Genomic DNA, 16,274 nt, shown 5'->3' on the forward strand with positions numbered 1-16,274 from the left:
ACCTTGTAATGCAGAAGGAAGAAGGGAAAATTAAAAGGTTTTAATTTTTAATTTTTATCCCATTCCTTATTTCCAAATTGATTAGGCTGCGAGGCCTTGTGCTGACATCCGCATGATGTCGCGGTTGTTAAACCCTATGTTACCCAGGGCTTCGCCGTAGGCAATCATGAAGTCTTCGATTAAGGCGTCTTTTTCCATTCCCAAAACGCTAGCATCGTCTGCGACAGAGTTTAGCAGCCTCCAGATGATGGGCAGGTTTTGGCGGTTGGCGGCTTCGAGTTCAGCTTTGGATTCTTCAAAGTGAGCTTGCAGCCAGACTTCCCCAAAGTTGAGGTGGCTGTATTCTTCTTTGACGACGCCTTCGGTGATTTTGCGGGCAAAGTCATCGGCGACGGGAATGTAGATGTTGTAGGCTGCGATCGCAAAACACTCGATAATTAGTGATTGAATCAGCAAGCAAGTTACAACCTTACCTTGGGCGGATGCCGTTTGGAAGTTGCTGTGCAATTCCGAAAAGAACTCCTTGGCAAATACCATATCCGGCGTGACTTTGAGATTCCGGCCGCAAGCTTGGAAGCCTTTCATGTGGCGGTTCTCCATCTTGGACAAGCCAATTAACTCACTTTTTTTGTCAGCCAACATTTCTGCCAGTTGCAGGTAATTGTCGTGAGCTTCTTGTTCGCCTTCAATCACTATGGCGTTGATGCGGCTGTAAGCGTCTTTGTAAGTTTCGGTTTGAAAGTCAATTGTTGGGCTGGCCTCAAGCTGGGGCATAGATATGTCGTCTCCTCGTATAACCTTGTAGGATGTTTGGAAACCCCTTTAAATTTTGGGGTCGCGTGCACTACACTTTACCTATTTTCGACTAAAAATTTACGGTTGTGTGGGAATCTGGAAGGCGATCGGGTTTGAGAGCCTCACAAGCTTATTATTTTAGGTTAATTCACAAGTTTATGCGTAAATCGTGGGACAGGTCTCAAGCACTGGAACTGCTGAGTTTTATTTTGTTGCTAGTGGGGGCTGGGCTGGTGCTGCTGCCGCTGGCTGCTGTTTTTTGGGTTTCTTTATCACCATCGGGTGTGGATGTCAAGGCCACAGGTCTGACTTTTGGGAACTATCAGGAGGCTTGGCGCCGGGGTAATTTTTTGTTGGCATTTCTTAATTCTACTCTAGTGGCGATCGCAGTTACTGGTTTTCAGGTAGTGACTTCTGCTTTAGCGGGTTATGCTTTGGCGAGGCTGAAGTTTTGGGGGCGAAAAGCCTTTGTTTTGGTGGTTTTAGCGACGTTAGTGATTCCGTTTCAGCTTTTGGTGATTCCAATTTTCATGGTTTTGAAGTGGGGCCATTTGCTGAATACTTACGGGGCGCTGATTTTGCCAACGGCGGTTAACGGTTTCGGAATTTTTCTGCTGCGCCAGTATTTTCTGACAATTCCGGTGGAGTTGGAGGAGGCGGCAATGCTGGATGGGGCTAACCGCTGGCAGGTGTTGTGGCAGGTGATGCTGCCTTTGGCGCGCCCTGCTTTGGTGACGCTGTTTTTGTTTACCTTTATCGGCGAGTGGAATGATTTGTTTAAGCCGCTAGTTTTTACGACACGGCCAGAGTTGCGGACTGTGCAGTTAGTGTTGGCCGAGTTTCAGGAACAGTTTACTAGCAGTTGGCAGTTGTTGATGGCGGCGGTGGTAATTGGGACTATCCCAGTGGTGTTGCTGTTTTTGGCGGGCCAGCGGCAGTTTATTCGGGGAATTGCAGCGACGGGAATTAAGAATTGAGTTGGAAATAAAAGGCAAGCCGCAGATGCTATAGCCTTTCGAGATCCCATATTAGGTACGACTGGGCATAGGCCTCCGTGGGCATACCTCACCACGCTTGAGAACCGCTATAGACAGATTAATGCAGATAATTTCCACATACTTGGAGACTTTTGCGAGACTTTCTCTATAATCTCAGTTAGGCCTACCGCCGTGCAATATAAAATTATCCAGTAAATCAAATATATGCAGAATCTGCAAAAGCTGGGTTGGTTTTTATTTATTGCATCTTTTTTGCCCTGGCTGGCAATCTTGTTTGTTATACCATTCCTACCGCTGAGCCTCGCCGAAAAAACGCAAATAGATGTTGTTTTAGCTGTGCTAGCCGAAGTATGTTTTTGGCTGAGCGTGGTAATTTTGGGAAAAGAAGTAGTTACAAAATATCGGCGTTACTTGAATCCCCGCTATCTTTGGAACAAAATCAGAAATTTTAACCGCAGATAAACAAGGATTGACGCAGATAATCAGCCTTGATGTTGGCGTTTATCTGCGGTCAAGGTTGGGAGCATCTCATTTTTGTAAAAAGCATTTTTTTTATAGTGCTGTCCCCGCTCGCGTATTGTACAATACGCGAGCGGGGACAGCACTATCAATACAAAAATGAGATGCTCCCCATCTCATTTTTGTAAAAAGCATTTTTTTTGAGTGCTGTCGGGAACTCGCGTACTGTATAACTCGCGAGTTCCCGACAGCACTACAAAATACAAAAGCAAAATTGAGATGCTTTGGTCAATGTCGAGCTATTCGCTGATAATTTGCAAGCGAATCGAACGTTCTCCATCTCCGAAATCCACTTCAATCTTTTCTCCCGAAAGACTGTCCAAGCATCCCAAAAGTAAGCGCAAATTTGGTGTGCTTGCTCCTGTATCCACGTACAATCTATCTGCCAAACTGCCTAAACGCTTCCAAACAGTGTAGAGTTTGACAACAGTTTGTTCTAGCTGTGCGGCTTGTTTGACAACATCGGCGGTGGTTCCCAAACAGCCGACTCGCAAAGATTCTTCCAAAGCCATTTCCATGTCTAGGTGAGACTGGTTGAGAGCTTGGACTTGGGCGGCAGCATCGAGATATTTCGATAAATTCTTGGCGTCGGAAGTTAGCTGTTTGACAGTATCTACATCGGGATTTTCTGCTACTTCTTTTTGAATTTCGCTTTGGTGAGATGGGGAGAGTTTCTCCATTTCCTTGACTAAAGGAGCCAGATAGCGGGAAGGAAGAGAACCGCTAGATGCTTTTTCTTTGACTTCTTCTGGCAATAAATCGGAGTTCATTGCCATCCATTCATCGGATAGTTGTTTGACTTCGCGGCGGGTAATGCGATCGCCCTTTCCTGCCGCATCTGTTACCATTTGCTGTACTTCTGGAGATGCTTTAGCCGTTTCTACAAAGGCTCTTTTGCTGAAGTTCCTAATGGATTCTGGGTCTAAATCTCCTTGTTCGATTAGAGTATCGGCACTTTTAGCTAATTCTATCAATGAATAGGCTTGACTTTTGCTGATTTCTCTTTCTTTTAGCCAATTCAAGAAGCCGGTACCGCGTCCGTCGCCGCCTTTTTTTTCTCTATCTCTGACTGTGCGGAGAATTTGTCCGCGCCAGATGTCGGTTTGTAAGTCGAAACGATCGCACACTTTCCAGGCATTGTCAACCTGATTGTCAAAATCGAAGTCTGGTATTTGTTCGTCTTCGGGATCTGGTAATTGGAAATTGATATCTGTCAAGCCTCTGAGGGCTTCGGCAAGTTCTGTGGGAGATTGGGGGACTTCAGCCATTAGGGGAAAATTGTGTAGAGCGACAGCCGGTTTAATTGGGAATTTGCACAAATTAAGATTTGAGACGCTACCCGTAGTAGTAATGCGGGCAAGGGTGACACTACTGATAGAGTGTTTGTGCAAGTCCTATCATTATTGCATGGCGGGGGGCGATCGGCGAAAAGATATAGCAGAAGCAAGTTCGGCCTTACTCGCAATGTACGGGATTTAACGCATGGGATCTCGGTAACGACGCAGGCGGCATTTAACGGATGGGAGTATGCTCGTCAAGATGACTATAATTTAGGTAGCTGAAAACTCAGATTAATGTATGCCTGCTAAAGATATCTACCACAACGAAGTTAAAAATGCCTTACTCAAAGACGGTTGGACAATTACGGCCGATCCATACTTTATTAAATATGAAGATGCCGAGTTATATGCGGATCTAGCAGCAGAAAAGCCGATTGCAGCACAACGTCATGGACAAAAGATAGTTGTTGAAATTAAGAGTTTTGTTGGGCGATCGCTAATGTATGATTTTCACGGCGCACTCGGTCAATATATGGTCTACAGAAATCTCATTCAATTCACAGATCCAGAATACAAGCTCTATTTAGCAATTGACGATGTTGTCTACAAAAACTTTTTTCAACGCAAGTCCATACAATTAATTACTAATGAAAACAAGCTTTTATTAATGGTAGTTGAGATGGAAAAGGAGGAAATTCTGCAATGGATCGACTAAAATACTATCGGAGTACGATCGAAAAAATATTGACTGAATATTATGAACTCGGCGTCAAGGGAGGGATGGCGCTAGATGAATTAGAGACAGACAGCCGCCTTGCATTTGACGAAGAACGAGATCAATATCTGTGGTTTCGCTCTGGTTGGAGGAAAAAAAACGGATCTGCCACATTACGATGTATCTTCGTATTAAAGATGGCAAAATTTGGGTTGAAGAAGATTGGACGGATTTGTGTATAGTTGATGATTTAGTGGCAGCAGGAATTCCTAAAAGCGATATTGTTTTAGGGTTTCACGCTCCTTATAAACGGAAATTTACGGAGTTTGCGGTTGGTTGATGCCATAAGTGCGATCGTCCGAGAGGAGAATCTGCGGGGCGATCGCTATCTTCTGATGCTAAAATTGAGAACAGTAGCTAAAGGGAAAATGTCATGTCAGAACAAGACATCGCTAAGATCATTACGATCGAACCGGGGAAGCGTGGTGGCAAACCCTGTATTCGTGGCATGAGAATTACGGTTTATGACGTGTTGGAATATCTGGCATCTGGGATGACTTATCAAGAAATTCTGGATGATTTTCCCTATCTCACGCAACAGGATATTTTAGCTTGTTTGAGTTTTGCTTAAGAGGTAAGTATGTCAACAACTGCGATCCACATTGGCACGCTGGTTGTCAGTACGCCTGAAACCTGTGGAGGGCGGCCCCGAATTGCGGGAACCAGAATTTCTATCGCTCAAATTGCCGTTTGGAATCAACAAGGACTGAGTGTAGAAGAAATACTCGAAGAGATTCCGTATTTAAACTTGGCGCAAGTCTATGCAGCCTTATCTTACTATCATGCTAATCGCAATGAAATAGAGGCAGATTTAGCAGCGGAATTAGCTGAATATCAGCGATTGCAAGCCGAACATAGGGCAGGCTAGCTTTAATAAAATTTACATTGGGGCTCAGAAACCGGGTTTTTTACGAAAAGACACGTTGCAGCCCGCAGATTCAGAAAAACCCGGTTTCTTTGTCGGAGTGCGTAAGTCCTGTTTGATCTGCCAGATTCGTTGTTAAAATAAAATTTTGTCAGGGTCATCGCCACAGCATCGCAATGAAAAAATAGCCACTATCTCCCTGCGTAAAGTCATGCCCCAAGACTTCTCCGGTAAAAATCTCCGAGGCCGCAACTTCAAAGGTCAAAACCTCACAGGTGCAAAATTCATCGGTGCAGACATCCGAGGCGCAAACTTCACCAATGCCATCCTCAAAGAAGCTGACTTCACCCGTGCCAAAGCAGGGCTCCAACGTCGCTGGACAATTTTTCTAGTAACTATCTCGCTATTTCTATCGGCAATATCAGGATTGATATTAATCCTTGCTAGTTTTTGGGTAGCATTTTTTTTCACCTCAGATAACATCAAACAATACACCATTTTTCCCAGTGTAGTTGTGTTGATAGTTTTGGCAATCTTATTTATAGCTACTATCCGCCAAGGTCTAGGGGCAGCGGCAGCAGCAGTGCCAGCGACAGCCGCAGGGGCAGCGGCAGTGGCAGTGGCAGCCACAGGGACAGGGACAGGGGCAGCAGTAGTGACAGGGGCAGTGGCCGGGGCCGGGGCAGCGGCAGTGACAGCGGCAATGGCAGTGGTGGCAGTAGCAGTGGCCGGGGCAGTGGCTGGGGCAGTAGCCGGAGCAGTGGCAGTGGCAGTGGCAGTCGCAATGGCAGTCGCAGTGGCAGTCGTAGGGGCAGCGGCGGTGACAGTGCCAGTCGCAGGGGCAGTCGCAGTCGCAGTCGCAGTGGCAGTGGTAGCACTAGGTATTTACGTTGCTTGGCGTGCGCTGGCGGGGGATGAGAAACAGGCCTTGATTCGCACCGTTGCCATTGTCTTTGCCGCTACGGGTGGCACTAGCTTTCGCAATGCCGATTTAACTGATGCCAATTTCACTGAAGCAACCCTCAAAAGTACAGATTTTAGAACAGCCAATCTCACTCGCACTTGCTTCCGCAATACAGAAAAACTCGATCGCGCGCGAGTCGGTAAATCGATCTTAGCTGATACCCGCATCCGAGAATTACTCGTCACTGGCAACGGCTACAAAAAATCCTATGTTGGTGCGAATCTTCAAGGCGCAAACCTGACAGGCGTTAATCTCAACGAGGCTAATCTCAAGCAGGCTAATCTCAACGAAGCAACTTTGTATCTAGCTAATGTGGAATTCGCAAACCTCACGGAAACTCAAGCCTTGGCAACCGATTTTACAGCAGCTAGTTTTACAGGTGCTTGTTTGGAAGCTTGGAACATTGACGGTAATACAAAGCTCGATCGCGTTGACTGTCGGTTTGTTTATCTTCTAGAATATCCCAAACCGGGAACTGACGATCGCGAACGCCGTCCCAGCAGTGGCGAATTTGCATCGGGAGAATTTACCAAACTGTTTGATGAGGTTTTGAATACCATCGATCTAATTTTTCGTAACGGCATTGACTGGAAAGCTTTTGTTGCTGCCTTCAAAAAAGTGCAAGTGGAAAATGAAGGAACGGAACTGACTATCCAGAGTATTGAAAATAAAGGCGATGGAGTGATTGTTGTCAAAGTTAACGTACCACCTGATACTAATAAGGAGGATATTCATAGAAGTTTTACACAAAGTTATGAACTAATGGCTGCAAGATTGGAAGATAAAGATAAGCAGATAACTTTTCTTGAAGGAATCGTTACCCAACTGTCTGCTAAACCTGTTACCATAGAAGTGAAAGCTACAGCAGAGAATAAAATCGGAAGCGACAACATCGACCAAAGTCGCAAAGTTGAAATTTCAGGCGGAACGGTTAACGCTACCGGTGCCGGATCGTTAAGTTTAGGAGATATTGACGGTACAACAGCCAACACAATCCAGAATTTGCCTGATTCAGCCGATCGCCCTTCCTGACAAAGTGAGTAATGCTATAATTTTAATCAAACTCTGGTAACAGCGGAAATCAAAGCTATGAGCGTATCAGTAAGTTCAGAAAAACCGGAATTCAAAGAATTACTGCTGCAATTGCAAGCTGCGATTGCGAATGAAAACACAGAATTATCAATTCAGAGTATAGAAAATCCTGAAAAGGGAGTAATTGCCATCTTTGTCAAAACTCTGACAGATGAGAAGCAATCTATAATTTATCACGATTTAAAGCAAAACTACGAACTGCTATTAAAGGCTATTGAAGATAAATATCAAGCTGAATTACGAGCCAAAGATTGCGAAATTGCCATGTACCGTCAAGCGATAGCTATTTCCGACGCAGTTTCGGAAAGTTCAACAGAACTTGAAACCGTTGCTAATCCTAGTGAAGAAGATCCGTCTATCGCCGAATCGGAAGATGTGGAGTCACTAAGAGCGATCGCCGACAAATACAAAGCCGAATTAAAATACAAAGAGGAGGAAATCACATGGTGTCGCGAGCAAATAGCTGAACTGAGAGAACTCAATTTGATGTTAGCTAAACAACCGCTATCGATTAATATTATTCAGAAGGAGAAGTAAGCATGAACTCTGAGCCAAATCATGCAAAATGACGAAAGTCTTACTAGAATCATCCAGGCATACGAGCAAATTATCAAAGATTTAGAAGCCAAGCACAAATCCGAACTGCAAGCTAAAGATAGAGAAATAGCGTTTTACCGTCAGAAAAGTTCGGAGCTAAATGAACTTCTAAAATTGTTGGCTAACCGACCTGTTAATGTTAAGATTACTAATGAAGTGAAATCTCGATCGGAGAGTAAAGCTATGAGTGACCAAATTGACCAAAGTCGCAAAATAGAAATTACAGGCGGAACCGTTAATGCTAGCGGTGCAGGAGCTTTAAGTTTAGGTGATATCAGCGGTACTGTTGCCAATACAATTAATCAATTATCTGATTCTGCTAAACCAGGTGAACCGGGAATCAAAGAATTGTTGACTGAGTTACAAAGCGCGATCGAAGCTGACACTAATTTATCTGATGATGATAAAGCTGAAGCCTTGGAACAGGTAAAAACTTTGGCAGAAGTAGGGCAAAATCCTCAAGAAAGCACAATGCAAAAGGCGGGGAAAACCGCTATGAAAATTTTGAAAGGGACTATTGCTAGTTTACCTAGTGCGGCGACGTTGGTGGAAGCTTGCAGTAAATTGTTGCCCGCGATCGCCAGTCTCTTACTTTTACCCTAAAATTATTCATAAATTCAGACATAAGTTACACACTTCGACCAAAGAAACCGGGTTTTTTCCCAAATCTGCGCGTTTCAACGCGTATTCTCGTAAAAACCCGGTTTTTGACGACTCGGGCGCGCTGGGACTAAAGAAACCGGGTTTTTTGCCAAATCTGCGAATCACAACGCGTCTTCTCGAAAAAACCCGGTTTCTAGGCCTCATGCAAGCCCTAAAAAGGACTTAACCTTGCAACTTACCGCCCAGATTTTCTCGGCTGTGTACCGTCAGCCCGCTTCCGACGAATCAGTACACTCATCACCTGGCCAGGATTTGCCGCGCGCTGTACGGGACTCCAATCGCCAACTTCGGCAAATCCCAATCGGTACAAAGTGAGAATCGTTTCCCTGACACCCTGGGGCGAACCTACAACCGTTACCAGCACAATATCCTGCTCGGATATGGCTGCTGAGTCGGAATTTGGACAATCGGATTCGTTTTCGTCGGGCACGAATTCTTGTGACATATTATTTTTCTCCTGACTTTGGGTTTTCTAAGGAAACCCAAAAATCCAGCCGCCCCGCTTTTCAACGCATAGCAGGGCGGCCGCAGAGAATGTTAAGATACTCCGAGCCTCCAGACTGCTTGTATCAGTTTGGCGGTTATGCTGTCCATTGCTGCTTGCTACAGCTTTGGGCAGTGCAACTAGATTTTTGGGCGACGCCGGCTGCTTCCTCTTCAAGCAAAGCAACCTCTTATTTCACAGCGTAGCGGCAGATGGGGGCCGCCGTCAACCAATTTTGAGATTTTAGATTTTGGATTTTAGATTGAGGCGCAGGATATTATTGAACCGCGAAGACGCAAAGGGCGCTAAGGAAGAATTAGGAAGGAAGGGAGTCAGTAAGTTGTTGCTGGCGATCGCAAATCTCTAATTTTTACCCTAAAATCCAACATCAACCCCCCGTAAATACTCGGAATAACCACCCGAAAAGCATAACGCTTAAGAAAATAATGCCTCCGACAATTAACGTCAAACCTAACAGCAAAGCAGCGACAAATAACCAGTCAGCTTTTTTGCCAGCAGGTTCGGGGCTACCTAAATGAGCATCCAGTAATTCTATATTCTTGACATTAGCCTTCCAAGCAACATCCAACAAGTCTCCGGCAACTGGTACAGTGCCTGCAACTGTATCAAATACGATGTTAGCGGCCATCTTGACTAAGGTCTCTTGTGGCACTCCCATTTGAGCAGATTTAAACACAACATAACCTGCAAAAATTGAGCCGACTAAATCGCCGCCGCCCGGGATTAGTCCCAAGATTGGATCGAGTCCGATGCGGTATTTTGTGCCGGGAATTGGAATTGCGTTGTCGAGTAAATGGCTGATGCGGCGGAGTCGGCGCAAGGATGCAGCCTGAGATTTGTTGGCAGTATTTATGGATGAATTTTGTATAGGAGGACGAGACATTTAGATTACTCCTGACTTTATTTCTTAGTCCGCGGAGGCGGACTTCGTTTTTGTAGAAGCGATTTCAATCGCCGAATCATGAAGGTGTTAACTTTTATCATACAGAGAAACCCGGTCTCTATTCAAAACCGGGTTTCTTGCTTCTAGCTGCTGGCTGTTAGTTTAGCCTGCTATTTGTTGCCTTCTGTGAAGTCGGCGTCAATTACGTCGTCGCCGCCGCCAGTCGGGCCGCCGTCTCCAGGGCCGCCGGGGCCGTCAGTGGGGCCGCCTGCTTGTTGGTACAGGTTGCTGCTGACTGCGTAGAATGCTTGCTGCAACTCTGTTGTTAGGGTTTTGATGCGATCGTCATCTTCACTCTCGATCGCAGCCCGCAAGTCTTTTAGCAAGCCTTCAATCTTGGTTTTGTCATCAGCAGGAACTTTATCGCCCAATTCTGCCAACTGCTTCTCGATTTGGTAGGCTTGAGAATCGGCTTGGTTTTTGCGATCGATCCTTTCGCGACGTTCTTTGTCAGCAGAAGCATTCGATTCGGCTTCCCGAACCATCCGATCGACTTCGTTGCTAGGCAAAGTAGAAGCACCGGTAATGCTGATAGATTGCTCTTTACCAGTACCTTTATCCTTAGCAGCTACATTCAAAATACCGTTAGCATCGATATCAAATGTAACTTCAATTTGAGGTACGCCGCGGGGGGCTGGAGGAACTCCATCTAAGCGGAAGGTTCCCAAATCTTTGTTGTCGTTTGCCATTTCCCGTTCGCCTTGCAAAACGTGAATTTCCACGTTTGTTTGGCCGTCTACAGCAGTCGAGAAAGTTTCCGACTTCTTGGTAGGAATTGTGGTGTTGCGGGGAATGATTTTTGTCATCACGCCGCCCAAGGTTTCGACGCCGAGTGACAGCGGGGTAACGTCGAGCAACAGGATGTCTTTGACTTCGCCTGCGAGCACGCCGGCTTGAATTGCTGCACCGACTGCGACCACTTCATCCGGGTTTACCGTTTGGTTGGGGTCTTTGCCGAGGATTTTTTTGACGAGTTCTTGCACGGCTGGGATGCGTGTAGAACCACCAACTAAGACAACTTCATTAATTGCAGATTTGTCGAGTTTGGCGTCGCGGATTGCGTTTTCTACGGGAATGCGAGAGCGATCGATCAAATCAGAACAAAGCTCTTCAAACTTGCCCCGAGTCAAGGTGGTGTCCAAGTGTTTTGGCCCGTCTTGAGTCGCGGTAATAAACGGCAAGTTGATTTCTGCTTGAGTAACGCTCGAAAGTTCAATCTTGGCTTTTTCTGCTGCTTCCGTCAGGCGTTGCAGTGCTTGTTTATCTTTGCGGAGGTCAATTCCTTCGGCTCTTTGGAATTCTCCGGCGATGAAATCAACAATCTTTTTGTCGAAGTCGTCACCGCCGAGGTGAGTGTCTCCTGAAGTTGCGAGCACTTCAAATACGCCGTCGCCTACTTCGAGAATCGATACGTCGAAAGTACCGCCGCCCAAGTCAAATACGAGGATGGTTTCGTTGCTCTTTTTATCTAATCCGTAGGCTAAAGCTGCTGCTGTAGGTTCGTTAATAATCCGCAGAACTTCAATACCGGCAATTTTTCCCGCGTCTTTAGTAGCTTGGCGCTGGGAATCGTTGAAGTAAGCGGGCACTGTAATTACCGCTTGGGTAACAGTTTCGCCGAGGTATTTGCTGGCATCTTCTACGAGTTTACGCAACACTTGCGCGGAAATTTCTTCGGGAGCAAATTGCTTGCCGCGGGCGGGACAGTCTAGTTTGAGGCTGTTCCCAACTTTCAGGACTTTGTAGGAAACTTCTGTGGTTTCGTGGGTTACTTCGTCAACCCGACGCCCGATAAACCGTTTTACTGAGTAAAAGGTGTTTTCGGCGTTCATCACGGCTTGACGCTTGGCGATTTGTCCGACGAGTTGATCGCCATTTTTAGCATATGCTACTACGGAAGGTGTGGTGCGACCCCCTTCGGCGTTGGCTATGACGGTGGGTTTGCCGCCTTCCATAACTGCGACGCAGGAGTTTGTCGTACCTAAGTCAATTCCAACTACTTTTCCCATAGGGGTGTTCCGGCTCCAATCTCTACAAAATTTTGGTTTTCTATCTGTGTGATAGTCTGGTTATTCAGAACTGCGATTCTACTTCGCGGTTTACGGGTAGTCAGATACATTTAACCCGGTAAATCCAGGACTAAGCCAGAATTAGCCGTGTATGGCAAGACGGGTGAAAGCAGCAAGCTCTCCCGTCAAGGAGGTATCTCTCAAAGCTTTCAACGAAATATTGAAAGCGCCATTTAATTCTCTGTCCACACTTTGAACAGGTTTTTGATGTGTATTCTTTCGTTATGTCTACTACAAAACTGCTATATTTAGCAGCTTGATGCTTCAACACTCGATCGACACTACCAGCTTTTACCTGATTATTCAAGAAGTTTCTAGAAAATCATTTACTTTGCATCAACAGTCTTCGATAGGGTGCTTATCTCTATACTGCGGGCGGTTAGACCTTGCGATGAAGGTGTATTTACCGAACCTGTTGGGGGACGGTTGCATCGGTGAGGCTTTTACTGCTACAGCTTTGGACTGCTTTTCTTTACTCTTCCTAATGTAGGGCGTGCGATCGATTCGGGCATTGTGGCAAACCGTATACGTTGTGTTGTATTTGCCGTCTTGGGTGTATAAATTTAGTTGGGCCGGTTTGGGCGATTGGTTGTGCGATCGCATCTTTTGGATGCCAAATAGAAAATTTTATAGATGCAGACGGCGGTTGAAACCGCATCTGCACAGAAGATTTTATAGATGCAGACGGCGGTTGAAACCGCATCTACACAAACGATGTCCGCCTCCGCGGACTGAAGATTGTGTAATTTTAACTGTGTACTAATTTTAACTGTCTACTCTTCAACCCGCGAAGGCGGGTTTTGTTTGTGTAGACGCGGTTTCCAACCGCCGGATTTCAACCGCCTAGTTTCAACCGAATTTCAACCACCGCTGAATTGCAACTACCGCGGATCGCCAATTAAAATAAACGGCGACCAATAAAACGGATGGAAATTATCCTTTATTAGACTCAACTTAGCTTGTTGCAAAGCTTCATTTTTACTCATCCCTTTATTGATATTCTGATAAAACTGAACCATCAAATCTTTAGTAGCTGAATCCGAAACACTCCACAAACTCGCCATCACAGCTCGTGCACCCGCACGCTCAAATACATAGGCAACTCCCGATATTTCTTCATCGTTATAGTTGGTTTTTAGGGCAGTTTGACACGCGCTTAATGTCAGGAGTCTCGTGTTTTCCAATCTCAATAAGGCGGCATCGCCAATATTAAATTCTTCATTATTCGCAAACAGGATAGTATTCGGCTTTAAATCAACTCTGTCGGGTTGCTTACAATTGGGAGATTTAAGCAAGCAGCAGCCTTTCGGTTGAAAACAGCCGTGAGTTGCTAGGTGCAAAAAGGGAAAGTGGCGTGCTTGATCTTTGAATTCTTTGAGGGTTGCTGCATTGCCGGTACGGGGTAGACTATTGGGAATAATTTGGGTGATTCTCTCAACTTCCCGTTTTGAATTTGGTAAATTGTAGGGGGCACGAGTGACGGGATTTCCTAATGCTAAGACTGGGCCTCGTAAAGTTGAATCCGGTATTGTCATTTTGGAAATACGGGTGAGATAGTTGATGGGATATTTCTGGATCAGGAATTGATTTTTTTTTGTGTCATACAGCGTTTCAAATGGGATATAACGCAATTTTCCTGTGGCGATAATGCTCAATTGTTTGGGAGACAATGCCTGTATTTTTTCTTCTACAGGGCGAATTAGGAAGTCGTATAGTTTGCCGCCAGTTTCTTTGTACTTTTTTGCGGAGGATAAAAAGTTTGATATTTCTTCGCGGTGTTCGGTGAGTAGTTTGTCGAATTGTTCGGGTTTAATCTGAACTTTTTGGACACTTAGACTGTCCTTTGTCAAGACAAATAAGGCGATCGTATTGGGGACACCTCTGACATTTTCCAGCAAGACGGGTTGAATGACAACGGTATCTCGTGCGATACTTGCTTTCAGTTGGTCGATGTCTTTGGGTGTGGTTTCAAATAGTTCGGCGACTTCTGGGAATAGGGCACGACTGTGTTCAGCTTCCTTGTTAAATTCTGCTTCTAATTTCCGTATTTTTTCGGGGATATCTTTTGAGAGATTTTCTGACAAATTGCCTTGAAGTTGGCTGCGAAGGTATTGGAGTTCTTTATTTTTTTTATCCAACTCGTCAATGGCTTTTTGTGCTTCGTGATCTTTAACTTTGGCGCCAATTAAACGGGTGTAGTCGGCGAGATCGGCTGTGGTGGCGATGTTGATCCATTGGAAAGCGCGATAGTCTTGGTTTTGGTCGTTTTGGTCGATGAGAAGGGAGGTAAGGGCGATCGCTGGCCCGCTTTCAGCTTCTAGAAACTTTCGTCTATTTTCTCGCCGTAAGTCTCTCCGAATTTCTAAAGTAATTTTGACAGATTTCTCCCAATTGTCGATCGCTTTATCCGGTTGTTTCATATCTCGGTATACTTCAGCAATATTACTAAAAGTATCTGCTGCCCCGGCACGATAGCCAATTTCATTCGTAATTGCTAAAGATCGTTCCAAATATTCTAATGCTTTTTGGGGCTGGGACATGATTTTGTGCGCTATACCCATCTGATTCAAAGTAACAGCTTTCCCGGCGCGATAGGGAAATGCCTCCGTAATTGTTAAAGCTTTTTCCAAAAATTTTAATGCTTTTAGTGGTTGGTTTTTGTTATTATAAACTTCACCAATATTAGATAAGATAGTCGCTTTTTCTGGGCTATTATCTCCTTCTCCTCTGATTTCTAAAGCTTTTTCAAAACTTTTTAATGCTTTGTCTAGGGATGTTATTTTTGCAATTTTTTTTTCTTCTTTTCCTTTGGACATGATTTTGTATGCTACACCTATATCATTCAACGTAACAGCTTTCCCAGCAAGATTTTTTGTTTCCTCCATAATTAGTGAAGCATCATGAAAATTTTTTAATGCTTTTTCCTGTTGGTAAATGCTATTGTATACTTGACCGATAACAATCAAAATACGAGCTTGCTCCTCGCGATTGTTCGCTCTTTCTGTTATTAGTAAATCTTTATTCTCTATATTTTTTGTCATTTGTAAAGCCCGATCTAAGTATTTTAATGCTTCTGTCTGCTGAGAAATACTGTTGTACAGCATACCAATATTCTTCAAAGTACCAGCTTTCGCCGCACTATCCCCTTCTGGTGGCAGAATTGATAAAGCTTTTTTAAAAGATTCCAATGCTTCTGTCATCTTGGAGAGCCTGTTGTAGGCTTCACCAATGCCATTGAGTGCTACGGCTTGATTGTCTATATCTGGAATTTGTCGCGCAATGGCTTGAACTTCCTCCCATGTTGCTAGCGCTTGTTCGGGTTGTTTTTGTGTCTCTTCTGTTGCTTTGTGTCTAAGTGACTTTAATTTTGCATATTGTGAATCTTGACTTTGCACCGAACTAGGTTGAACCATCATTGGCACAGTCAGAGGAGTTAGACAGACACCCAAAACCAAAACACTAGGGATAAGTCGTTTCATCATTTTCATAATTCACCAAATTTGATTAATAGGATAGGCATCAAATGCAGAATCTTTACTTAATATGATATCCCTTCCACCATTGCTTCTGCGATGAGCAAGAGATATTGAGACATACCAGTTTTCTATTTGTAAGTCGAGATGATCGGCAAAGTCTGACACATTATTCGTTACGAAGACCAGATTGTTTGCATTCAGAATTGGTCTAAGCTGTTCGACATTCAAACTGCACTATTTGTGGGCTAGACCCTATATTGCAAGGGATTGAGGCAATAAATTTAAATGACTAACAGCTTAGTTGGTTCCGAAAGTACGTTAAAGAGAGTTGGGATTTTAATTCTACAGAATTTACAGACTCTGACCAAAGCACTGAGCGAAGCCAAAGTCTATCAAATCTGCGGGTAACAACGAAACATTCTTGTAAAAAGCCCGGTTTCTGACGACGCGACGGACTTAATAGGGAGTCGCTGTAATTGTCATCGTCTTTTTTGGCACGTTAAATTGCATTTCATTTACGACAAATTTTCGTTTAGTTTCCCCATCTCCCTTCAGAACTGAGTGAATACTTTTTAGCTGATCGGGAGGAACAACAGACCCTAAGTTGGGAGCATCCCGGTTTTGAAAAAGCCTCAAATAGCCAAGAGATCGTTCAGGTAAGCACAACGAAGTTTTAGCATTTGATTGACATTTTTTTTCAACCATTGAGCTCCGGAGATTTTCAACCTTCTAT

General features: G+C 44.6%; 17 protein-coding genes and 1 pseudogene. 10 read left to right on the forward strand and 8 right to left on the reverse strand.

What is annotated here, in order from left to right; translation table 11 throughout:
* Window positions 1-81: 81 nt before the first annotated feature.
* Window positions 82-774 carry an aldehyde oxygenase (deformylating) gene (locus QZ938_RS12150; protein WP_293142590.1) on the reverse strand — a complete coding sequence of 231 codons (693 nt, stop codon included), beginning with the start codon at window positions 772-774 and terminating at the stop codon, window positions 82-84.
* Window positions 775-953: 179 nt separating this feature from the next.
* Here QZ938_RS12150 and QZ938_RS12155 point away from each other — a divergent pair, with 179 nt between their 5' ends.
* Both QZ938_RS12155 and QZ938_RS12160 read left to right on the forward strand, forming a co-directional pair.
* Entirely contained in the window at window positions 954-1,772 is an 819-nt protein-coding gene (locus tag QZ938_RS12155; protein WP_293142587.1) for a carbohydrate ABC transporter permease, read from the forward strand.
* A gap of 225 nt (window positions 1,773-1,997) precedes the next feature.
* The gene (locus QZ938_RS12160) at window positions 1,998-2,255 is read left to right on the forward strand and encodes a transporter suffix domain-containing protein (protein ID WP_293348992.1); all 258 of its coding nucleotides are present in this window, start codon (window positions 1,998-2,000) and stop codon (window positions 2,253-2,255) included.
* 296 nt (window positions 2,256-2,551) lie between these two features.
* Here the strand turns inward: QZ938_RS12160 and QZ938_RS12165 are convergent, their stop codons facing one another.
* The gene (locus QZ938_RS12165; protein WP_293207686.1) at window positions 2,552-3,580 is read right to left on the reverse strand and encodes a hypothetical protein; all 1,029 of its coding nucleotides are present in this window, start codon (window positions 3,578-3,580) and stop codon (window positions 2,552-2,554) included.
* 310 nt (window positions 3,581-3,890) lie between these two features.
* Between QZ938_RS12165 and QZ938_RS12170 the strand changes: the two genes are divergently transcribed.
* The 7 genes and pseudogenes from QZ938_RS12170 to QZ938_RS12200 all read left to right on the forward strand — a co-directional run bounded on the left by QZ938_RS12170 (window position 3,891) and on the right by QZ938_RS12200 (window position 8,488).
* Window positions 3,891-4,307, forward strand: a complete 417-nt coding sequence (locus tag QZ938_RS12170) for a XisH family protein (protein ID WP_293348989.1) — start codon at window positions 3,891-3,893, stop codon at window positions 4,305-4,307.
* Window positions 4,295-4,647, forward strand: a pseudogene (locus tag QZ938_RS33010) (XisI protein). The gene QZ938_RS12170 and the pseudogene QZ938_RS33010 overlap by 13 nt, the downstream one beginning before the upstream one ends.
* Before the next feature lie 93 nt (window positions 4,648-4,740).
* A complete protein-coding gene (locus QZ938_RS12180; protein ID WP_293348980.1) occupies window positions 4,741-4,938 on the forward strand; it encodes a DUF433 domain-containing protein in 198 nt (65 codons plus the stop codon).
* A gap of 9 nt (window positions 4,939-4,947) precedes the next feature.
* Window positions 4,948-5,235 carry a DUF433 domain-containing protein gene (locus QZ938_RS12185; protein ID WP_293142565.1) on the forward strand — a complete coding sequence of 96 codons (288 nt, stop codon included), beginning with the start codon at window positions 4,948-4,950 and terminating at the stop codon, window positions 5,233-5,235.
* Between the two features lie 145 nt (window positions 5,236-5,380).
* A complete protein-coding gene (locus tag QZ938_RS12190; protein WP_293365522.1) occupies window positions 5,381-7,228 on the forward strand; it encodes a pentapeptide repeat-containing protein in 1,848 nt (615 codons plus the stop codon).
* Between the two features lie 57 nt (window positions 7,229-7,285).
* A complete protein-coding gene (locus tag QZ938_RS12195; RefSeq protein WP_293348974.1) occupies window positions 7,286-7,825 on the forward strand; it encodes a hypothetical protein in 540 nt (179 codons plus the stop codon).
* Window positions 7,826-7,846: 21 nt separating this feature from the next.
* On the forward strand, window positions 7,847-8,488 hold the full coding sequence (locus QZ938_RS12200; RefSeq protein ID WP_293348971.1) for a hypothetical protein: 642 nt from the start codon (window positions 7,847-7,849) through the stop codon (window positions 8,486-8,488).
* A 235-nt stretch (window positions 8,489-8,723) separates the two neighbouring features.
* Here the strand turns inward: QZ938_RS12200 and QZ938_RS12205 are convergent, their stop codons facing one another.
* The 6 genes from QZ938_RS12205 to QZ938_RS12225 form a co-directional block, all read right to left on the reverse strand.
* Window positions 8,724-8,993 (reverse strand): hypothetical protein, encoded by a 270-nt coding sequence (locus QZ938_RS12205; RefSeq protein ID WP_293348968.1) that lies wholly within the window; start codon window positions 8,991-8,993, stop codon window positions 8,724-8,726.
* 427 nt (window positions 8,994-9,420) lie between these two features.
* The gene (locus QZ938_RS12210) at window positions 9,421-9,936 is read right to left on the reverse strand and encodes a DUF4112 domain-containing protein (protein ID WP_293348965.1); all 516 of its coding nucleotides are present in this window, start codon (window positions 9,934-9,936) and stop codon (window positions 9,421-9,423) included.
* Window positions 9,937-10,106: 170 nt separating this feature from the next.
* Entirely contained in the window at window positions 10,107-12,005 is a 1,899-nt protein-coding gene (gene dnaK / locus QZ938_RS12215; protein ID WP_293142547.1) for a molecular chaperone DnaK, read from the reverse strand.
* A gap of 130 nt (window positions 12,006-12,135) precedes the next feature.
* Complete coding sequence (locus tag QZ938_RS33015) at window positions 12,136-12,336, reverse strand: zinc ribbon domain-containing protein (protein ID WP_293143285.1); 201 nt, start codon at window positions 12,334-12,336, stop codon at window positions 12,136-12,138.
* Window positions 12,337-12,546: 210 nt separating this feature from the next.
* Entirely contained in the window at window positions 12,547-12,768 is a 222-nt protein-coding gene (locus QZ938_RS12220; protein ID WP_293348962.1) for a hypothetical protein, read from the reverse strand.
* Between the two features lie 178 nt (window positions 12,769-12,946).
* Window positions 12,947-15,547, reverse strand: coding sequence for a CHAT domain-containing protein (locus QZ938_RS12225; RefSeq protein ID WP_293348959.1), 2,601 nt, complete (start codon window positions 15,545-15,547; stop codon window positions 12,947-12,949).
* A 279-nt stretch (window positions 15,548-15,826) separates the two neighbouring features.
* Here QZ938_RS12225 and QZ938_RS12230 point away from each other — a divergent pair, with 279 nt between their 5' ends.
* Window positions 15,827-15,949: a hypothetical protein gene (locus QZ938_RS12230; RefSeq protein WP_293363669.1), complete on the forward strand. Its 123-nt coding sequence runs from the start codon at window positions 15,827-15,829 to the stop codon at window positions 15,947-15,949.
* The last annotated feature ends 325 nt before the right edge of the window (window positions 15,950-16,274 follow it).

Origin of the sequence: Microcoleus sp. CAWBG27, assembly GCF_020883145.1 — a bacterium.
GTDB lineage: Bacteria > Cyanobacteriota > Cyanobacteriia > Cyanobacteriales > Microcoleaceae > Microcoleus.